15 protein-coding genes are annotated in these 15,610 nt (G+C 71.5%); 3 read left to right on the top strand and 12 right to left on the bottom strand.

Annotation, left to right across the window (positions count from 1 at the left end):
• Nucleotides 1-66: 66 nt before the first annotated feature.
• The 5 genes from FAF44_RS13660 to FAF44_RS13640 all read right to left on the bottom strand — a co-directional run bounded on the left by FAF44_RS13660 (nucleotide 67) and on the right by FAF44_RS13640 (nucleotide 4,903).
• Complete coding sequence (locus FAF44_RS13660) at nucleotides 67-852, bottom strand: urease accessory protein UreD (RefSeq protein WP_237103493.1); 786 nt, start codon at nucleotides 850-852, stop codon at nucleotides 67-69.
• A complete protein-coding gene (gene ureG, locus FAF44_RS13655; RefSeq protein WP_237103492.1) occupies nucleotides 849-1,550 on the bottom strand; it encodes an urease accessory protein UreG in 702 nt (233 codons plus the stop codon). The genes FAF44_RS13660 and ureG overlap by 4 nt, the downstream gene beginning before the upstream one ends.
• 31 nt (nucleotides 1,551-1,581) lie before the next feature.
• Nucleotides 1,582-2,256, bottom strand: a complete 675-nt coding sequence (locus tag FAF44_RS13650) for an urease accessory protein UreF (protein WP_237103491.1) — start codon at nucleotides 2,254-2,256, stop codon at nucleotides 1,582-1,584.
• A gap of 45 nt (nucleotides 2,257-2,301) precedes the next feature.
• Nucleotides 2,302-4,149, bottom strand: coding sequence for an urease subunit alpha (locus FAF44_RS13645; RefSeq protein ID WP_237103564.1), 1,848 nt, complete (start codon nucleotides 4,147-4,149; stop codon nucleotides 2,302-2,304).
• Nucleotides 4,150-4,234: 85 nt separating this feature from the next.
• Nucleotides 4,235-4,903, bottom strand: a complete 669-nt coding sequence (locus tag FAF44_RS13640) for an urease subunit gamma (RefSeq protein WP_308193322.1) — start codon at nucleotides 4,901-4,903, stop codon at nucleotides 4,235-4,237.
• Nucleotides 4,904-5,083: 180 nt separating this feature from the next.
• On the opposite strand from FAF44_RS13640, the gene FAF44_RS13635 reads away from it, so the two are divergent.
• Together FAF44_RS13635 and FAF44_RS13630 are read left to right on the top strand one after the other, a co-directional pair.
• Nucleotides 5,084-5,662, top strand: a complete 579-nt coding sequence (locus tag FAF44_RS13635) for a hypothetical protein (RefSeq protein ID WP_237103489.1) — start codon at nucleotides 5,084-5,086, stop codon at nucleotides 5,660-5,662.
• A complete protein-coding gene (locus tag FAF44_RS13630) occupies nucleotides 5,547-6,509 on the top strand; it encodes a hypothetical protein (RefSeq protein WP_237103488.1) in 963 nt (320 codons plus the stop codon). Before FAF44_RS13635 ends, FAF44_RS13630 begins: the two co-directional genes overlap by 116 nt.
• 90 nt (nucleotides 6,510-6,599) lie before the next feature.
• On the opposite strand, the gene FAF44_RS13625 is transcribed toward FAF44_RS13630, so the two are convergent.
• Nucleotides 6,600-8,504 (bottom strand): PQQ-binding-like beta-propeller repeat protein, encoded by a 1,905-nt coding sequence (locus tag FAF44_RS13625; protein WP_237103487.1) that lies wholly within the window; start codon nucleotides 8,502-8,504, stop codon nucleotides 6,600-6,602.
• A gap of 231 nt (nucleotides 8,505-8,735) precedes the next feature.
• Here FAF44_RS13625 and FAF44_RS13620 point away from each other — a divergent pair, with 231 nt between their 5' ends.
• On the top strand, nucleotides 8,736-9,599 hold the full coding sequence (locus tag FAF44_RS13620) for a polysaccharide lyase (RefSeq protein ID WP_237103486.1): 864 nt from the start codon (nucleotides 8,736-8,738) through the stop codon (nucleotides 9,597-9,599).
• 45 nt (nucleotides 9,600-9,644) lie between these two features.
• Here the strand turns inward: FAF44_RS13620 and FAF44_RS13615 are convergent, their stop codons facing one another.
• The 6 genes from FAF44_RS13615 to FAF44_RS13590 all read right to left on the bottom strand — a co-directional run bounded on the left by FAF44_RS13615 (nucleotide 9,645) and on the right by FAF44_RS13590 (nucleotide 15,584).
• On the bottom strand, nucleotides 9,645-12,743 hold the full coding sequence (locus FAF44_RS13615) for an AfsR/SARP family transcriptional regulator (RefSeq protein WP_237103485.1): 3,099 nt from the start codon (nucleotides 12,741-12,743) through the stop codon (nucleotides 9,645-9,647).
• A gap of 69 nt (nucleotides 12,744-12,812) precedes the next feature.
• The gene (locus FAF44_RS13610; RefSeq protein WP_237103484.1) at nucleotides 12,813-13,550 is read right to left on the bottom strand and encodes an NAD(P)-dependent oxidoreductase; all 738 of its coding nucleotides are present in this window, start codon (nucleotides 13,548-13,550) and stop codon (nucleotides 12,813-12,815) included.
• A gap of 270 nt (nucleotides 13,551-13,820) precedes the next feature.
• The gene (locus FAF44_RS13605) at nucleotides 13,821-14,366 is read right to left on the bottom strand and encodes a YciI family protein (protein WP_237103483.1); all 546 of its coding nucleotides are present in this window, start codon (nucleotides 14,364-14,366) and stop codon (nucleotides 13,821-13,823) included.
• A 58-nt stretch (nucleotides 14,367-14,424) separates the two neighbouring features.
• Entirely contained in the window at nucleotides 14,425-14,808 is a 384-nt protein-coding gene (locus tag FAF44_RS13600; protein WP_237103482.1) for a VOC family protein, read from the bottom strand.
• Nucleotides 14,795-15,163: a helix-turn-helix transcriptional regulator gene (locus FAF44_RS13595; protein ID WP_237103481.1), complete on the bottom strand. Its 369-nt coding sequence runs from the start codon at nucleotides 15,161-15,163 to the stop codon at nucleotides 14,795-14,797. The genes FAF44_RS13600 and FAF44_RS13595 overlap by 14 nt, the downstream gene beginning before the upstream one ends.
• The gene (locus tag FAF44_RS13590) at nucleotides 15,150-15,584 is read right to left on the bottom strand and encodes an SRPBCC domain-containing protein (RefSeq protein WP_237103480.1); all 435 of its coding nucleotides are present in this window, start codon (nucleotides 15,582-15,584) and stop codon (nucleotides 15,150-15,152) included. The genes FAF44_RS13595 and FAF44_RS13590 overlap by 14 nt, the downstream gene beginning before the upstream one ends.
• Nucleotides 15,585-15,610 lie beyond the last annotated feature (26 nt).

Raw genomic sequence — 15,610 nt, 5'->3', positions numbered from 1 at the left:
GAACGTAGAATGTTCACCGGAGACGTGCTGGATCGCCCCGCATGTACCAGCGTGTCCGCAGGACGTTCAGGCGATGGGGTGCGCCGCGTCCAGCAGGCGGCGCAGGCGCAGCGTGTCCGGTGCCAGCGCGGTGATCAGGATGGCGGGCCCGGCCAGCGGGGTCAGCACGGCCTGCCCGGTCGCCGGGTCGTCGCCGAACAGGCGGGCACGGAGCGGCTGCCGGTCCAGGACGGGGTCGACGATGAGGATCTGGCCGACGGCGCGGTGGCCGGCCACGATGGCGGGGCCGTCCCAGCCGGGTGCGCCGGGCCCGTAGCCGGTCTGCTGGTCCAGCAGGGGGCGTCCGTCGCGGTGGACGGTCAGGCGGGTGGACAGCCGGCCGGGCGGCTCGCCGGAGCGGCCGAGCACGATCTCCTCACGCAGCAGGAGCCGGGCGGTCGGCGCCACGTCGACGGTGCAGCTCTGGCGCAGGTTGCTGCGGGCGGTGGAGATGAGCGGCTGGGGCAGCCAGTGCAGGCTGGCCTGCTCGGCGACGGTCAGGTGCACGTCGTAGGTGGCGTGGGCGGTGGTGGGTCCGCGCAGCGCGATGGTGGCGGCGGCGGTGGTGACGTGCAGGTGGGCGTCGCGCTCGGCGGTGGCCCGGATGCGCAGCCGGTCGCCGCCGAGAGGGGCGCTCATGACACCGAGGACGCACACACGCGCCTGGTCGCCCTGCGGGCGGGCGCGGCGCAGGTCGAAGGGGCCGTCACCGGTGAGCACGGGCAGGGCGGTGCCGCCGCCGGCCCGCGTGGCGAGGATGCGGGCGGTGGCCTGCACGCCGATCACGGCGGGCGGAGCGGCCGTATGCGTCATGCCGGGCCCGCGGTCCACGCGGCGAGGCGGGCGCGGACCCACTCGGCCACGGGGGTGACGCCGCCCGCGGACTTGACCGCGGTCAGGACGGTGGGCAGGCCGCCGCGCTGGGCCTCGGCGTCGCGGGCCATGGCCGTCAGGTCGGCGCCGACGTGCGGGGCGAGGTCGGTCTTGTTGATGACGAGCAGGTCGGAGGTGGTGACACCGGGGCCGCCCTTGCGGGGGATGTCGTCGCCGCCGGCGACGTCGATGACGAAGATCTGGGCATCGACCAGGCCCTTGGAGAAGGTGGCGGTGAGGTTGTCGCCGCCCGACTCGATGAGGATCACGTCGAGCGGGCCGAGGTGCTCCTCGAGGTCCTCGACGGCTTCGAGGTTGGCGGAGATGTCGTCACGGATGGCGGTGTGCGGGCAGGCCCCGGTCTGCACGGCGGTGATGCGTTCGGCGGGCAGGACGGCTTCGCGCAGCAGGAACTCGGCGTCCTCGCGGGTGTAGATGTCGTTGGTCACGACCGCGATGGACAGGTGCTCGCGCAGCGCGCGGCACAGGGCGGCGACGGTGGCGGTCTTGCCGGAGCCGACCGGCCCGCCCAGCCCCACACGCAGCGCGCGGCGACCGCCGCCGGGACGCCCGGGGGAGGAGCCGCCGGGGCCGTGCGGGGAACCCTCGGGGAAGGTGTCGTCGTGGTGGAGGTGCATGGCTGCTCCAGGCAAGGGGTCGAAGGAGTGGTCAGGAGGCGAACAGACGGGCCGGGCGGATGGCGTGCCGTTCGGCGGCGATGTCGAGCAGCGGCGCCGAGGCGGCCGGCAGCGCGGCCGGCCCATCGGTGTGGACGCGCCGCGCGGCCTCGGCCGCGACCGCCGCGACGTGGTCGATGTCGGCGGACAGGCGGGCGAGGACGGCGGTGGCGTCGAAGGGGTCCAGCCGGAGCAGGCGGACGGTCGCGGTGACCGGTCCGCCGACGCTCTCGTACGCCGCCGCGTGGGCGGCGTCCAGCGGCGTCAGCCCGGCGCGGCGGGCGGTCAGACCGAGCACCACGCTCTGGTGGGCGCCACGCGGCCGCGCGCCGGCGAGGGCGTCGAGTTCGGCGCAGGGCCAGGCGGCGCGGGCGGCGCGCAGCAGTTGCCGCCCGAGCCGGCGCGAGGTGTGCCGCAGGGCGGGGCCGGTGGTACGGGCGTCGGCTGCCTCGTCCAGCAGCAGCGGGTCGTACCCGCTGGCGGCCGCGGCCGCGAGCCCGGCCGCGACCAGGCCGGACGTGTGCAGCCGGCCGAGGCAGTACTCCCGCAGGCCCGCCACGTCGCGGACCCGTCCGGACGTGACGGCCTCCTCGGCCCCGCCGGAGTGTGCGTGCCCACCGGCCGGGAACCGGCCATCGGCCAGGACGAGCAGGGCGGCACGGTTCATCGTGCGCGGCTCACCTTCCGTCGGAGTCGTTGCCTGGCGCGGGGGTCAGAACAGGAAGTAGCGCTGGGCCATGGGCAGCGTGTCGGCGTACTGGCCGCCGTCGACGGGCCGGTCGTCGATGTCCGTCCTGACGTCCTTGGCCTTCGCGCCGCCGATCTCCACCTCGAAGGTGTCGGGATCGATTCGGATGTCGGGGCAGGCGTCGTTCTCCCGCATGTCGGCCTTGAACACCTTGCGCGTGTCGCGGATGGCCGTGAACGGCTTGCCCACCCTGACCCGCTGCGCCAGGCCGGCCCGGAGGGCGTGCTCGGTGACGAAGTTGACCGCGTTGGCGGCCGGCGCCCGGCCGCTCGCCCCCCACATGGGGCGGGGCAGGATCGGCTGCGGGGTGGTGATGGAGGCGTTGGCGTCGCCCACCTGGGCGTAGGCGATCTGGCCGCCCTTGATCACCCGATGCGGTTTGACGCCGAAGAACTTCGGTTCCCACAGCACCAGGTCCGCGAGCTTGCCCACCTCGACCGAGCCGACCTCGTGGTCGATGCCGTGCGCGACGGCCGGGTTGATGGTGTATTTGGCCACGTAGCGGCGGGCGCGGTGGTTGTCGGCTCCGCCGTCGCCGTTCTGGTCGCTGCCGTGGTCACCGTTGTGGTCGCCGCTCCGGTCGCCTTCCAGCGGGCCGCGCCGGGCCTTCATCACGTGCGCGGTCTGCCACGTCCGTATGATCATCTCGCCGATGCGGCCCATCGCCTGGGCGTCCGACGACATGATCGAGATGGCGCCGAGGTCGTGCAGGACGTCCTCGGCGGCCATGGTGGAGGGCCGGATCCGCGACTCGGCGAAGGCCAGGTCCTCCGGCACCAGCGGGTTGAGGTGGTGGCAGACCATCACCATGTCGATGTGCTCCTTGACCGTGTTGACGGTGAAGGGCCGGGTGGGGTTGGTGGAGGCGGGCAGCACGTTCGGCAGGCTCGCCATGGTGAGCATGTCGGGGGCGTGGCCGCCGCCCGCGCCCTCGACGTGGAAGACGTGGATCGGGTGCTCGCCGATGGCCTCGACGGTGTCGGCGACGGCCCCGGCCTCGTTGAGCGAGTCGGCGTGCAGGGCCAACTGCACGCCGGTCGCCCGGCACACCTCCAGGCAGCGGCGCAGTACGGCCGGGGTGGCGCCCCAGTCCTCGTGGATCTTGAACCCGAGTACGCCCGCCTCCACCTGGTTGTACAGGGACTCGGTGGACATGGTGCTGCCCTTGCCGAGCAGCCCGATGTTGACCGGGAAGGCGTCCAGCGCCTCGAACAGCCGCGCGACGTGCCAGGCCCCGGGCGTGACGGTCGTGGCGGTGCTGCCCTCGGCGGGGCCGGTGCCGCCGCCGATCAGGGTGGTGACCCCGGCGGCCAGCGCCTCGTGCACCTGCTCGGGGCAGATGAAGTGCACGTGGGTGTCGATGCCGCCCGCGGTCAGGATCTTGCCGTTGCCCGCGATGACCTCGGTCTCGGGGCCGATCAGGAAGTCGGTGGCGTGCTCGTGGCCGTCGTGCAGCCGGTTCATGGTCTCGTCGTTGTAGGCCTTGCCGAGCGCGACGATCCGGCCGTCGCGCAGGCCCACGTCCGCCTTGACCACACCCCAGTGGTCCAGGATGACCGCGCCAGTGATGACGGTGTCGGGCGGCTGCGGGGCGCCGAAACGCGCTGAGTCGCGCGGCGCGCAGGACTGGCCCATCGACTCCCGGATCACCTTGCCCCCGCCGAAGATGACCTCGTCGCCGCTGCGTCCCGGGCCGCCGGCCCAGTCCTCGGTGATCTCGATCCGCAGGTTGGTGTCGGCCAGGCGGATCCGGTCGCCGAGCGTGGGGCCGTACCGGTCGGCGTACTCGACCCGGGTCAGCGGCCGGTCGATCGGCAGGATCTCCGCACCGGACCCGCACTCCTCCGGCACCGGCTGCACGTCCGGCGCCTGGTCCGCTGACGAGGTGTCCAGGGCTTCATCCATCGAGCTGCCCTCCGACCTGGCCACGCAGACCGGCGACGACGCGCCGGCCCTCGATGGGCACGAGTTTCACCGTCCGGGTGCACCGGGGCTCGAACCGGACCGAACTGCCGGCCGGGATGTGCAGGCGCTTGCCGTAGGCGGCGGAGCGGTCGAAGTCGAGGAGCGGGTTGGCCTCGTAGAAGTGGTAGTGCGAGCCCACCTGGACAGGACGGTCGTCGGTGTTGGTCACCTCCACCGTCGTGATCTCGCGGCCCTCGTTGAAGGCCACCCGCTCGCCGCCGTCGGGATGGTCGATCTTGCCCGGATGGATCGGCGTCCTCGCCTCCGCTTCCGCGTCGGTTCTCGGCTGGGCCTGCGGTTCGGCGAAGGGATCGCGGATGGTGACCAGTTTGGTGCCGTCGGGGAAGGTCGCCTCGATCTGGAGGTCGGAGATCATCTCCGCGACGCCCGGCATGAGATCGTCACGGGGGAGGATCTCGTTGCCGGTGGACATGAGCTCGTGGACGGACTCGCCGTCCCGGGCCGCCTCCAGCACGTGCGCCGTGATCAGCGCGACGGCCTCCGGGTAGTTGAGCTTGACCCCCCGTTCCCTGCGCTTGCGGGCCACGTCCGCGGCCACATGGATCATCAGGCGTTCCTGTTCGTGCGGAGTCAGATGCACCCGCCACCTCGCCTTCGCTCTGCCGTCAAGGCACCATCAAGCTGCCTGCAGAGGGTAATCAGAAAGTTACTGACAGTGATATGGCGTGGCAGTGACGCATGCGTCACCCGTGACCGGGAGCGTCGAACAGGGGTCGCCTCATGCTCTCGAGGAGCCGGCAGCGGGTACGGGATCACCGGCATGCGCGAGCGAGCCGTCCTGCTGTTCCACCCGGGTCCCGGCGGGTCCCATAAGATCACCCGCATCGTCGCCTTACTCCGGGCCGCCGTCGCCCGCTACCGATTCGGGCGCCCGGCCGCCGTCGCCGTCGCGCTCTACCTGACTGCCGTCGCCGCCGGGTACGACGGCGGGCGGTGGTTCGCCGTCGTCGCGACGACGAGCTTCTGGCCGTCGGACGACGGGGTCCGGCTCCTGCCTGCGGCGATCGGTGTGCTCAACGCGTGGGCGCTGTGGCAGATCCTGCGCGGCCCGGCCGCGCCGCGCGCCGGGGCGTCCGACGGTCTGTCGCTTGTGGTGCATGCGCTCGGCGGGCTGATCGTCGTGTGGGCGGCACGCACCGCGCACGAGCTCGCCGCGCCCGGCTCCGGACGTCGCGCCGCCCGGAGCCGGGCGGACGCCGGCGCTGCTCGTCGCCGTCGCCGTCGTGCTCGTGCTGCCGATGGCCGTGGTCGGCGCCGAGAGGGACGCCCGGCTCACCTACACGGCCGCGGACGAGGGCTGCCGCGACCAGCTCGGGCCCGCGGCCGGTCGCGGGCCTGAGGAGCGGCGGCGGTCGTTCCTCTGCCTGGCCAGGGGCACGACCTTCGCGGCGGACGCGATGTTCCCCGAGAACCTGGCCGACCAGCGCATCCTCGCCTACGGCGGGCAACTGTGCGCGCTGCCCGGCGATCGGGAACGGCAGGCGCTGTACGAGCGGGCCGGCGGGACGGCGGACGTCATCGAGCTGGTCGCGGCCCTGGACTACCTGTGCCCCGGCATCGTCGCCCGGCAGACCGCCGACGCCCGTCGCCGGCAGGCCGAGCACGACCGGCAGGAAGCCGCATGGAAGGCCGAGGCCAACGCCCGGTGCGCGGACCCGTGGCCCGGGGCACGGGCCAGGCGGCAGGGCACGGCCGCGTACCTGCTGTTCGAAGGGGGTGGCTACGCCGTCTTCGACGACCGCGACGACGGCGTGGGCGGTCCTGGGGGCGTCGACGGCGAGTCCGCCGACATTTTCGCCGCCATCGAGGACGGGTTCATCGACGCCGCAGGCAGCAGCGCCGCCATCGTGACTGATGAGGAGAACGCGGCGATGTGCCTCACGGTCAAGGCATTCGGCAGCGCGCCGCCGCTTCGGCTTGCCGGCTGGGACCAGGTGGTCGAGGTGGGCATCGCCAGCCGCAGCGGTCGCCTGGTCGTGCCGACCTACCCCGAGGGCGGCGACAGCGGGGCGGCCGGGCCGCTGCCCGACCTGGCGGTCGCCGGTCCAGGCCACTACCGCCTGCGCGTCCACGCCCGTACGCGGCCATGGGACGAGAACGACCCCGATGCGCCGCTGGAGGAGCACCTGCTCGTCGTCTATCCCGGCCGCTCGACGGCGAAGGTCGTCCACCGCTCGCCCGGCTGACCCTGACGTGGCGGGTGTTCAACTCGGCGGCGGGGTCCCGCGGCAGGGCGGGTGCGGCAGGCGACCGCCTGTCGCGCCCGCCCGGCACTTCTAGAGCTTGATCCGGACGAGGTTGCGGGCCTTGAGCGCGTAGAGGCTGTTGCCGTCCGGCGCGGCCGCCAGCAGCGGTTGGGTGCCGTACGCCTGGGCGGCCAGCCCGGACACGACCGGGGAGACGGTCATGGTCCTGGTGTCCAGGCGGTAGACCTGGTCGCCGTCGGTGCCGTAGATCTTGCCGCCGGCCTCGACCAGCGAGCCGCTGCCCCCACTCGCCACCGGCACCGGGACGGTCCTGGTGACCTTCCTGCGCAAGAGGTCGAACTCGAAGGCGACTCCGGTGGAGGCGATGCCGTACAGCTTGCCGCGCTGCTCGGTCAGCGCGCTGATCCGCTTGGCTCCCGGTACGGGGACCAGGCTCCAGCGGACCTGCTTGGTGCGGAGGTCGAAGGCGGCGAGCTCGGCCTCGGACTCGATCGGGGTGGTGCCGAGGCCGCCGTAGATCTCGCTGCCCACGTACGCGGTGCCGAGCAGGCTGGTGATCGCGCTGATCGACTGGTTCTCGACGACGCCGCGGAAGGGCTCGACGGTGTTCTTGCGCGGGTCGTAGAGGGCCAGGGCGCCGCCGTGGAGGCCGTACTCGGGCTGGGTGCCGACCAGCAGGCGGCGGGTGAGCTTGTCGTAGTGCGCGGCCAGCGGCCGGTTCTGGTCGGCGCCGACGCGGGTCAGACGCCGCAGGTCGGAGCCGTCAGGCCGCATGCCGAACAGGTACGCCAGGGTGTAGACGGACAGGTAGACCTGGTCGCCGATCGGGGTCATCACCTTGGCCTCGCCGGGCAGGAAGGTGCGCGTGCTCGTGCCGCCGGCCAGGTCGTGCACCTGGATCCCGGCCTTGCCGCTGACGAGCACCTGATCCTCGGTCGCCGTGATGGCCATGGCGAGTTCCGGTGCGGGCGGCATGCCGGCCTGGGTGAGGTCGACGCCGGTCAGCTCCTTGGTGGCCGGGTCGTACTCGACGACCTGGCTGGTGAGCACCGCGACGACCTTGCCGCCACGCAGGAAGATCCGGTTGAAGTACGCCCCGTCGTACGGCACGACCAGCTTCTCCAGCTCGGCGGTGTCGCGGTCGTAGCGGTAGAGCGTGCCCGAGGGACGGGTGCCGAAGTAGACGTCGTTGTTGGCCGTGTCGATCTCGATGGCGGTCACGTAGGAGTCGCCGGGCGCGTCAACCAGCGTGTACTTCGACGGGTCTGCCGTGTCCATGAGCAGCATGTCGCCGGTCGCCGACAGGCCGGCCGCGAGCAGCCCCTGCTTCAGGGTGAGCGTGGCGACGAACGTGCGGTCGGCCAGCTCGGGCGGGAGGAGTTCGCGCTTGGCGCCGGTGGCCCGGTCGATGGCGACCAGATGCGCGTGCGCGCCGACTCCGGCGTAGATCGTGGTGTCGTCGACCGCGATGCTGCGGACGTACTGCTCGCCGGTGGCCGCCTGGCCGAAGTCGCGGGTGCGGCCGGTGGCGGTGTCGTATTCGACGACCCTGCCGCCCGGGTAGGTGCCCGCGTAGAGCTTGCCGTCGCCGGAAGCGGCCATGGACCAGACGAAGTTGTCCGGCTTGACGTCGGCGACCTTCGTGGCCGTCCCGGTGGTGGTGTCCACCTTGTGGATGTCGCCGGGCGTGTACGTGCCGACGTAGAGGTCGCTGCCGACGGCGGCGGTGGCCCAGGCGCCGTCGCCCGCGGGCAGCTCGGTGATGGAGGTGACCTTGCGCTGGGCGGGATTGTAGGCGCCGATCCTGGTCGGGGTGATACCGCCGGTGGCGACGTACAGCTTGTCGCCGACGAACTCCGAACCGTTGATCGAGGTGACCGACGACGCGGGGCCCAGGTCCTCGACGACCGGCGCCGGTGCGCCGGTCGTAAGGACGGCGGCCATGACGCCCGCGACGACTGCGTTGAACGGCATGGGGGGACTGCCTTCCATTTACGGACTGGTCCGATATTTGCGCAATTCGTATCATAAGTGGCCAGAATCAATCAAGCATGAGCTGCTTCCTCGGCCTTGACGTCCCCCGGGGACGAGGCGGAGCCGTCGGCCTGACCGGCTCATGAGGCATGCCCTGGTCCGGCATACCTGGGACATACCGTCCGTCATTACGATCACGGCCCATTGCGTACACGGCGGAAGGCGAGGAAAGTGACACTCTGGAGTTACCGGCTGGGTGCCGCCTGCGCGGCACTGGTCATCGGCTGCGCCGCGCTGACGGCCACCGAGACGGCCACGGCAGCGGGAACTACGGCGGGAACTGCGGCGGGCACGCTGAGATTCACCTACGAGAACGGCAAGCTCTCCTCGGGTACCGCGCTCGAGGTCAACAAGTGCTGCGGCCACTCGCTCGGCATCAGTTCCAGCGGACGGACCGGTGCGCACGCGGTCATGAGCCAACTGAAATACGGCGATCCGCTGGTCGAGGGCGGGGTCAGGGCGGAATCGCACACGCTCCGCAACGAGGCCGGTCACTTCAGGTCGGGCACCACGGCCTACTACGGGTTCAGCGTCTACATCCCGAGCACGTGGCAGAAGGACTCCAGGGAAGACATCGTCTTCCAGTGGAAGCCGTGGGCGGACAAGTGCGAGAAGCAGAAGTGGCCCAGCGCGTTCCTCACGGTGCAGCCCACCGGCAAGTTCCAGCTCCGCGTCAACTCCGACGGCAACCGCTGCTCGACGCTGGAGTCCCTCAAGCAGTCCAGCTATAACCTGGCCGACGTCGAGCCGGGCCGGTGGCACGACTTCGTGTTCCACATCAAGTGGAGCCACGGCAGCGACGGCACCCTCACCGGCTGGCATCAGACCCACAAGACGCCCGGCTGGAAGCAGGTCGTGAACGTCGCCGGGGCCAACACCTTCAACGACGACGCCACGACCAAGGGCTATCTGAAGTGGGGGCTCTACAAGCCCGCGTGGAACACCGGCCCGACTCTCGTCACGAACCGGGTGATCTTCCACGACAACGTCGCCGTAGGCGCCACGTTCAACGCGGTCGACCCCTCGAAGAACTAGGGAACGAGCCTCCCGGAGGGCACCCCCGCGCGTGGCACCGTCAGGTCAACGTGCGTGATAGCGGTCCTCCGCGGTCGTGGAGCGTGGGTCGCCGTCGAGTTCGGTGGTGATGGCCAGCGCCTCGTCCTCCAGCAGGCGGTACTCGAACGTGCGGGAGCAGTCCAACGCCTGGCGGGCGTAGGCGTGCGCCTGCTCGCGAGCGCCCGTGCGGACGTGCGCACGAGCCAGCCCCAGCAGCGCCCTGACCTGCAGATACCGCATGCCGGCCGCGGTCGCGTGGTCGAGCGCCCGCCGGTGCGCGACGATCGCCTCCCCGTAGTCTCCGCCGCTGGTGTGGATCGTGCCGAGGACGTGCGTGGCGACACACACGGAGTAGACGTGGTGGGCGTCCTCGGCTCGTTCCACGGCCAGGGTCGCCTGGTCGAGGGCGAGATCGAGGCGGCCCGCGTCGCGGTGGACCTCGGCCGCCGTGGCCAGGCTCTTGGCCTCGGGCACGTGCAGGCCGCTCGCCCGATCGTGGTCCAGCGCCTCCGTCGTCAGGGCCAGCGCCTCGTCGAGATCGCCCTGCATGCGCCGGATGGTCGCCAGCTCGTTGAGCGAGTGACTCAGCGCGCCGTCGCGCAACCTCCGGTGGAGGGTGACGGCGCGGGACACATACCGTTCCGCCGACTCCTGTTCCCCCAGTTCGAGATGGACGAGGCCCAGGTTGCTGGTGGCCTTCGCCTCGCCGTGGGCGTCGCCGACCTCGCGGTTGATCCGGACGGACTCGGTGAGATGGCCGATGGCCTCGCGCAACCTGCCCTGATCGTGGCAGGTGCCGGCCGCGTTGTTGTGCGCGGTGGCGATGCCGGGCAGCCAGCCGGCCCGCTCGCTGTGCTCGCCGGCCAGCGCGTACGCCACGCGCGCCGCGCCGAACCCGGAACGGGCCTGGGCGGCGGAACCCGCACACAGGTGAGCCGCGGCCAGGCCGAGCGCGTCGCCCGCGGCTTCGGCCGCACGTACGGCGGCGTCGGCGATGACCATGCAATCGGCCAGGCTGGTGGTGGTGTGGTGGAGAAAATGGCCGCGCAGGGCGTCGGCGATCAACCAGGCATGCCTCAGAGGCCCGCCGGAAGACCGGGGGACAGCCCTGGCGGTGGGGGCGTGCAGGATCGGATCCGTGCCTTCGGCAGCGTGCACCGCCGTGGCGACGAGGTTGGCACGTTCGGTCTCCAGCCAGGCCATCGCCTCGGCGCGCGTCCTGTGCCCGGTCGTGACGGGCATCGGGAGCCTGGTGATCGACGGGTAGGCGGTCGCGGCGGCCTCGACCGCCTCCCGCACGTACCAGTCACCGAGACGTTCGACGGCCTCGCTCCTGGTCGCCGGGTCGTCCTCGAAGGAGGCGCGCTCCGCCGCGTACTGGCGGAGCAGATCGTGGAAGGTGTGCCGGTACGGCCGGTGCTCGTCGAGCAGGTGGACGGTGGCGAGGTGGTCCATCAGCCGTTCCGCCTCGGCGACGTCGAGCCCGGCGAGCGCGGCGGCGGCCGGAGCCGTCACGTCGGTCCCGGGCACCAGGCCGAGCAGCCGGAAGAGCCGCCGTTCCGCCTCCGGCAGTTCGCGATAGGACAGGTCGAACGCGGCGCGCACGGCCAGGTCGCCGTCGATCCGCAGCATGTCGAGCCCCCTGACCGCCAGGGCCTCGGTGTAGTGGGCCAACGACCGGCGCGGATGAGCCGACAGGCCGGCGGCGGCCACCCGCAGGGCCAGCGGCAGGTGACCGCACAGTTCCACGAGTTCCCCGGCCGCGGCCGGTTCGGCGGACAGCCGGCGGGCGCCGATCAGCGACTCCAGCAGCCGCAGGCCCTCGTCCTGGCTGAACACGCTGAGCGAGATCCGCCGGGCGCCGTGGGAGGCGGTCAGCCCGGTGAGCGCGTCCCGGCTGGTGATCAGGGCCAGGCAACCGGCGGCACCGGGTAAGAGCGGCCGCACCTGTGCGGCCGTCCGCGCGTCGTCGAGCAGCACCAGGACCCGGCGTCCTGACAGATGCGAGCGGTACAAGCAGGCCGCCGCCTCCTCCTCGCCGGGGACCTGCTCGGCGGGCACTCCGAGCGAGCCGAGCATCCGCACCAGCGCTTCCAACGGATCCATCGGCCGGGCCGCGGCATGGCCGCGCAGGTTCACATAGAGCTGCCCGTCGGGGAACTCGTCCGCCATGAGATGGCCGAACCGGACCGCCAGGGCGGTCTTGCCCGCCCCGGCCACGCCGGTGACAGTGGTGACGGCGGGCGTGCTGCCGGACAGTACGTGCTGACGCAGCAGGGTCAGGTCGTGCTCGCGCCCCACGAAGCCGGTCACCTCGGCGGGCAACTCGGCGGGCACCGGTCTCGTCTCGTCCCGTGCGTGGAAGGCGTCCAGGTCAGGAGCGTCAGCGAGGATCGCCGCCTCCAACCGGCGCAGCTCGGGCCCGGGATCGAGGCCGAGTTCGGCGGCCAGCAGGCTCCGCCCCGTGCGGTACACGTGCAGCGCGTCGGACCGCCGCCCGCAGCCGTGCAGCGCCATCATGAGCAGCCCCCGTAGACGCTCGCTCAGCGGATACTCGGCGAGCAGTTCCGACAACTCGGCGACCAGGTCGCGGTGCCGGCCCAGGGCGAGGTCCAGTTCGGCCCGCTCCTCGATGGCGGCCAGCCGCAGTTCGTCCCATCGTCCCGCATAGGCCGCGATCTCTCCCAGCTCCAGGTCGGCGAGCACCGGGCCGCGCCACAGGGCCAGCGCTCGGCCCAGCAGGTCGCTGGCCTCGGCCGGGCGTCCCTCCTGTGCCGCCTGCCGGCCCTGCTCGATGTACCGTTCCGCGCGGTGCGCGTCCACCAGGCCGCCGTCCAGCCGGTAGCCGGACCCTTCGGTCTTGATGAGGTCCGGCGCGGCTCCCGCCTGACGCAGCTCCCGGCGCAGGGCGGCCACCGCGATCATGACCTGATTGCGTACGGTCGTCGGCGGGTTCTGCCCCCACGCGCCGGCCAGGCGGTCGATGCTGATCACCTGACCGTGGTCGACCACCAGCATGGCCAGCACCGCCTGCGCCCGCGGGCCGCCCAACCGCACCGGCCGCCCGCCCACCGTCGTTTCAAGCCGCCCCAAGATGTTGAACTGGACCTCGTGAACCCCCATGTGGATCACGATAGCGAGTCCGGCCCGGACGATCAGGGCGGTTATGTCGTTGGATCCACTTCGCTGAACTTACTTTGTAAAGGCGGTCGGCGCGGGCGATCCGACTCTCGCTCCGCCTCTGGCGAGCGCCTCTCGGCGGATCCATTGCAGCAAGGTGGGGTTGTCGACGGTGGTGACGACGCTGAGGGTGGCGCGGACGCGGCGGTCGTCGTCCAGCACGGCCAGCATGCACGCGGCCAGGTCCGCACGCGCGGTGAACCTGGCGTCGGCGTGGCCCTCGACAACGGTGTAGTCGGTGACGGACGGCAGGTGATAGAGCCCGCTCGGGCGCAGGATCGTCCAGTCGAGATCGCTGGAGCGGACCAGCGCTTCCATCCGCCGCATGTCGTCGTACAGCGTTCTACCCAGCACCCGCGTCACGTAGGGAAGCAGGAGCCGGTTGAACAGGAACCCGCCCTCGGAGTACGGGTGCGGGTCGACCGCGCTCGAACTCACCACGGCGAGCCGGCGTACCCGGTGCCGTTTCATCGCGGCGACGATATTGGCCACGCCTCGTGAATAGGTGCTGATCGGTTCCTTCCCGGCCGGTACTCCGAGCGTCGACAGCACCGCGTCCCGCTCCGCCACCGCGGCATCGACGGTCGCCGGATCGAGCACGTCAGCGCCCACCACCTCAAGCCGATCATGACGCAGGGGAAACGAGTCCGGCCGCCGGGTGATCGCGGCGACCTGATGTCCGGCGGAGAGTGCCTGGCCGGTGAGGAGACGGCCGGTGGGGCCGTTCGCTCCGAAGACTGCGATACGCATGACCGCCGTCCCTTCTTGGTTCTCCTGTGGGGGTTTCGCAAGAAGGACGAGACACCCGGCCGTTCTGTGACGCGGCGGCGGCGCTTCGTCGCTGGCACCGGGGCTTCGCGGCTCTACTGTTCTCCGTCAGTCCCGCGCAGGCCAAGGAGACGGCGGGGCACTGGTACGGCCAGGCAGGTGGGACGCAGACCCATCCCTGCTTCGATGACCAGGGCTGGTATTTCTGGGCGGCGTCCTGACGGCCGGCTACGGCTCGCGCCGGGCCGTTGATCACCGTCGTCCGCCGAACTCCCAGTCGTGGACTTCGATGTCGGCATAGCGGTCCGGGGTCAGGACGGTGCGGGCCGTGTCGCGATCCGTCGTCCGGACCAAGGCTGCCGTGCCCAGCCAGGTGCCGCCGTCGTCGGACAGCAGCGGCCCGTAGGCGATCAGGTCGTCCCGCCGGCCGGGCGGTGGGACGACGTCGGCGGCCTGGCCGGTGCCGAGGCCGAGAACCAGATAGCGGCTGCCGTCCTCGCGGCCCCCGGGGAAGTCCCACATGGTGCGGCCCAGGACGTTGCGCCAGCGGCGCAGCAGCACGTCCCGGTATATGCCGGCCTGGTAGTTGGGCTCGTCGAAGGCGAACGCCCGCGCGGCGGCGGGGTCCGGCAGGTCGACGATGTGCACGCTGCCGGTGGCCGTGTCGCCGTCGAGGGTGGGGCCGCGGGCGATCAGCCGATCATCGTAGCGGTCCATGTAGGACCAGTGCTCCTCGGTGAGCTTCTCGCGCAGCGCTGCGGAGCCGGGCCGGTCACGGTGGTAACAGAAGAATTCCATGTCGAGCCTGTTCATCACGGGTTGTGGCAGGGACGGGTGCGCGGCAGGACTTCGCGGATCAGCCGGACTGCGCCAGCAGGTGCACCACACCGGCCGGGTTCTTGATCCAGTGGGTTCTGGAATCGAGGTTCTCCAGGGGCTCGACCTCGTCGCACGGGTGGATGCCGCTGTCGGCCAGTCTGGCCGCTGCCGCGTCCAGGTCGTCGGTGTGGAGCTGCAGCCACAGGTCGGGCTGACTGTAGTTGTCGACGCAGTCGAGCCACAGCGTATTGGGTCCGAACTGCACCGAATGCGTCCTCGAGACGGTCGGCGCGTAGGAGACGTCATCCTCTTTGACGTCGAAGCCCAGGGTGTCGCGGTAGAAGGCGACGGTGGCCTCGTACTGCGCCTTGGGGATCTTCATGGCGATGTTCAGGCCGGCGGTGAATTCAGGCTTGGTCATGGTTGCTTGACTCCTTCGTGTCGGTGGCGTCCAGTGCGAGTTCCAGCGCGGCCAGCCGGTCGTCCCACCTGTTGGCGAGCATGGCCAGCCACACCTGCGCCGCGCGGACAGGGGCTGGTTCCAGCCGGTAGGGATGGCGGCGGCCGGTCGGTTCGCCGGAGCTGATCAGGCCGGCTTCGGCGAGCTGGCCGAGGTGCTTGGCGATCGCCTGGCGGCTGATCGGCAACCGTCGCGCCAGATCCGAGACGGTCGCCGGGCCGGCGCGGCCGAGTTCCTCCAGCAGCGCCCGCCGTGTGGGGTCGGTGAGCGCCGCGAACACCGCGACGGCCTGCTCTTCCGCATCAGGCGGTGGCATCGAGGTAGGTCTCCAGGTCGACGAGCTCGGCGTCCCATCCCTGACTGTTGGCCTGGTGGGCAGAGCGGGCCACGTCGGTGGCGGCCTGGGCGAACCCGCTCTCCACCAGGCTCACCCGGGTGCCGCCCGGCACCTGCTCCAGGGTGAAGTCCACCAGCGTCCGGGGTGCGTCATCCGCCGGCAGGCCCTCGATGGCCCACCTGAACGCGAAACGGTGTGGTGGGTCGACCAGCACGATCGTGGCGACGGATTCCTCGTCCAGGTCGTCCCACCGGAAGAACGCGCGCCCGCCGGGGCGCAGCTCGATCTCCGCCACCGAGCCGAACCACCGCGAGAGCCCTTCCGCGGTGGTCAGCGCGGCCCACACCCGCTCGATGGGGTGCCGCAGCACCACCACGCGTTCGATGACGTCCGAACTCATACTCACCCTCCATTGCAACCTGTGGG

Origin of the sequence: Nonomuraea sp. MG754425, assembly GCF_021699195.1 — a bacterium.
Classification (GTDB): Bacteria; Actinomycetota; Actinomycetes; order Streptosporangiales; family Streptosporangiaceae; genus Nonomuraea.
The sequence above is the reverse complement of the archived record's forward strand: the minus strand, read 5'-3'. Positions and strand labels throughout refer to the sequence as shown.

What these genes read in the sequence shown, in the direction of transcription:
- FAF44_RS13610 (WP_237103484.1), bottom strand. Translation starts at nt 13,550, where the DNA reads ATGCGTATCGCAGTCTTCGGAGCGAACGGCCCCACCGGCCGTCTCCTC.
- FAF44_RS13605 (WP_237103483.1), bottom strand. Translation starts at nt 14,366, where the DNA reads ATGGAATTCTTCTGTTACCACCGTGACCGGCCCGGCTCCGCAGCGCTG.
- FAF44_RS13625 (WP_237103487.1), bottom strand. Translation starts at nt 8,504, where the DNA reads ATGCCGTTCAACGCAGTCGTCGCGGGCGTCATGGCCGCCGTCCTTACG.
- FAF44_RS13600 (WP_237103482.1), bottom strand. Translation starts at nt 14,808, where the DNA reads ATGACCAAGCCTGAATTCACCGCCGGCCTGAACATCGCCATGAAGATC.
- ureG (WP_237103492.1), bottom strand. Translation starts at nt 1,550, where the DNA reads ATGCACCTCCACCACGACGACACCTTCCCCGAGGGTTCCCCGCACGGC.
- FAF44_RS13660 (WP_237103493.1), bottom strand. Translation starts at nt 852, where the DNA reads ATGACGCATACGGCCGCTCCGCCCGCCGTGATCGGCGTGCAGGCCACC.
- FAF44_RS13595 (WP_237103481.1), bottom strand. Translation starts at nt 15,163, where the DNA reads ATGCCACCGCCTGATGCGGAAGAGCAGGCCGTCGCGGTGTTCGCGGCG.
- FAF44_RS13635 (WP_237103489.1), top strand. Translation starts at nt 5,084, where the DNA reads ATGCGCGAGCGAGCCGTCCTGCTGTTCCACCCGGGTCCCGGCGGGTCC.
- FAF44_RS13615 (WP_237103485.1), bottom strand. Translation starts at nt 12,743, where the DNA reads ATGGGGGTTCACGAGGTCCAGTTCAACATCTTGGGGCGGCTTGAAACG.
- FAF44_RS13590 (WP_237103480.1), bottom strand. Translation starts at nt 15,584, where the DNA reads ATGAGTTCGGACGTCATCGAACGCGTGGTGGTGCTGCGGCACCCCATC.
- FAF44_RS13650 (WP_237103491.1), bottom strand. Translation starts at nt 2,256, where the DNA reads ATGAACCGTGCCGCCCTGCTCGTCCTGGCCGATGGCCGGTTCCCGGCC.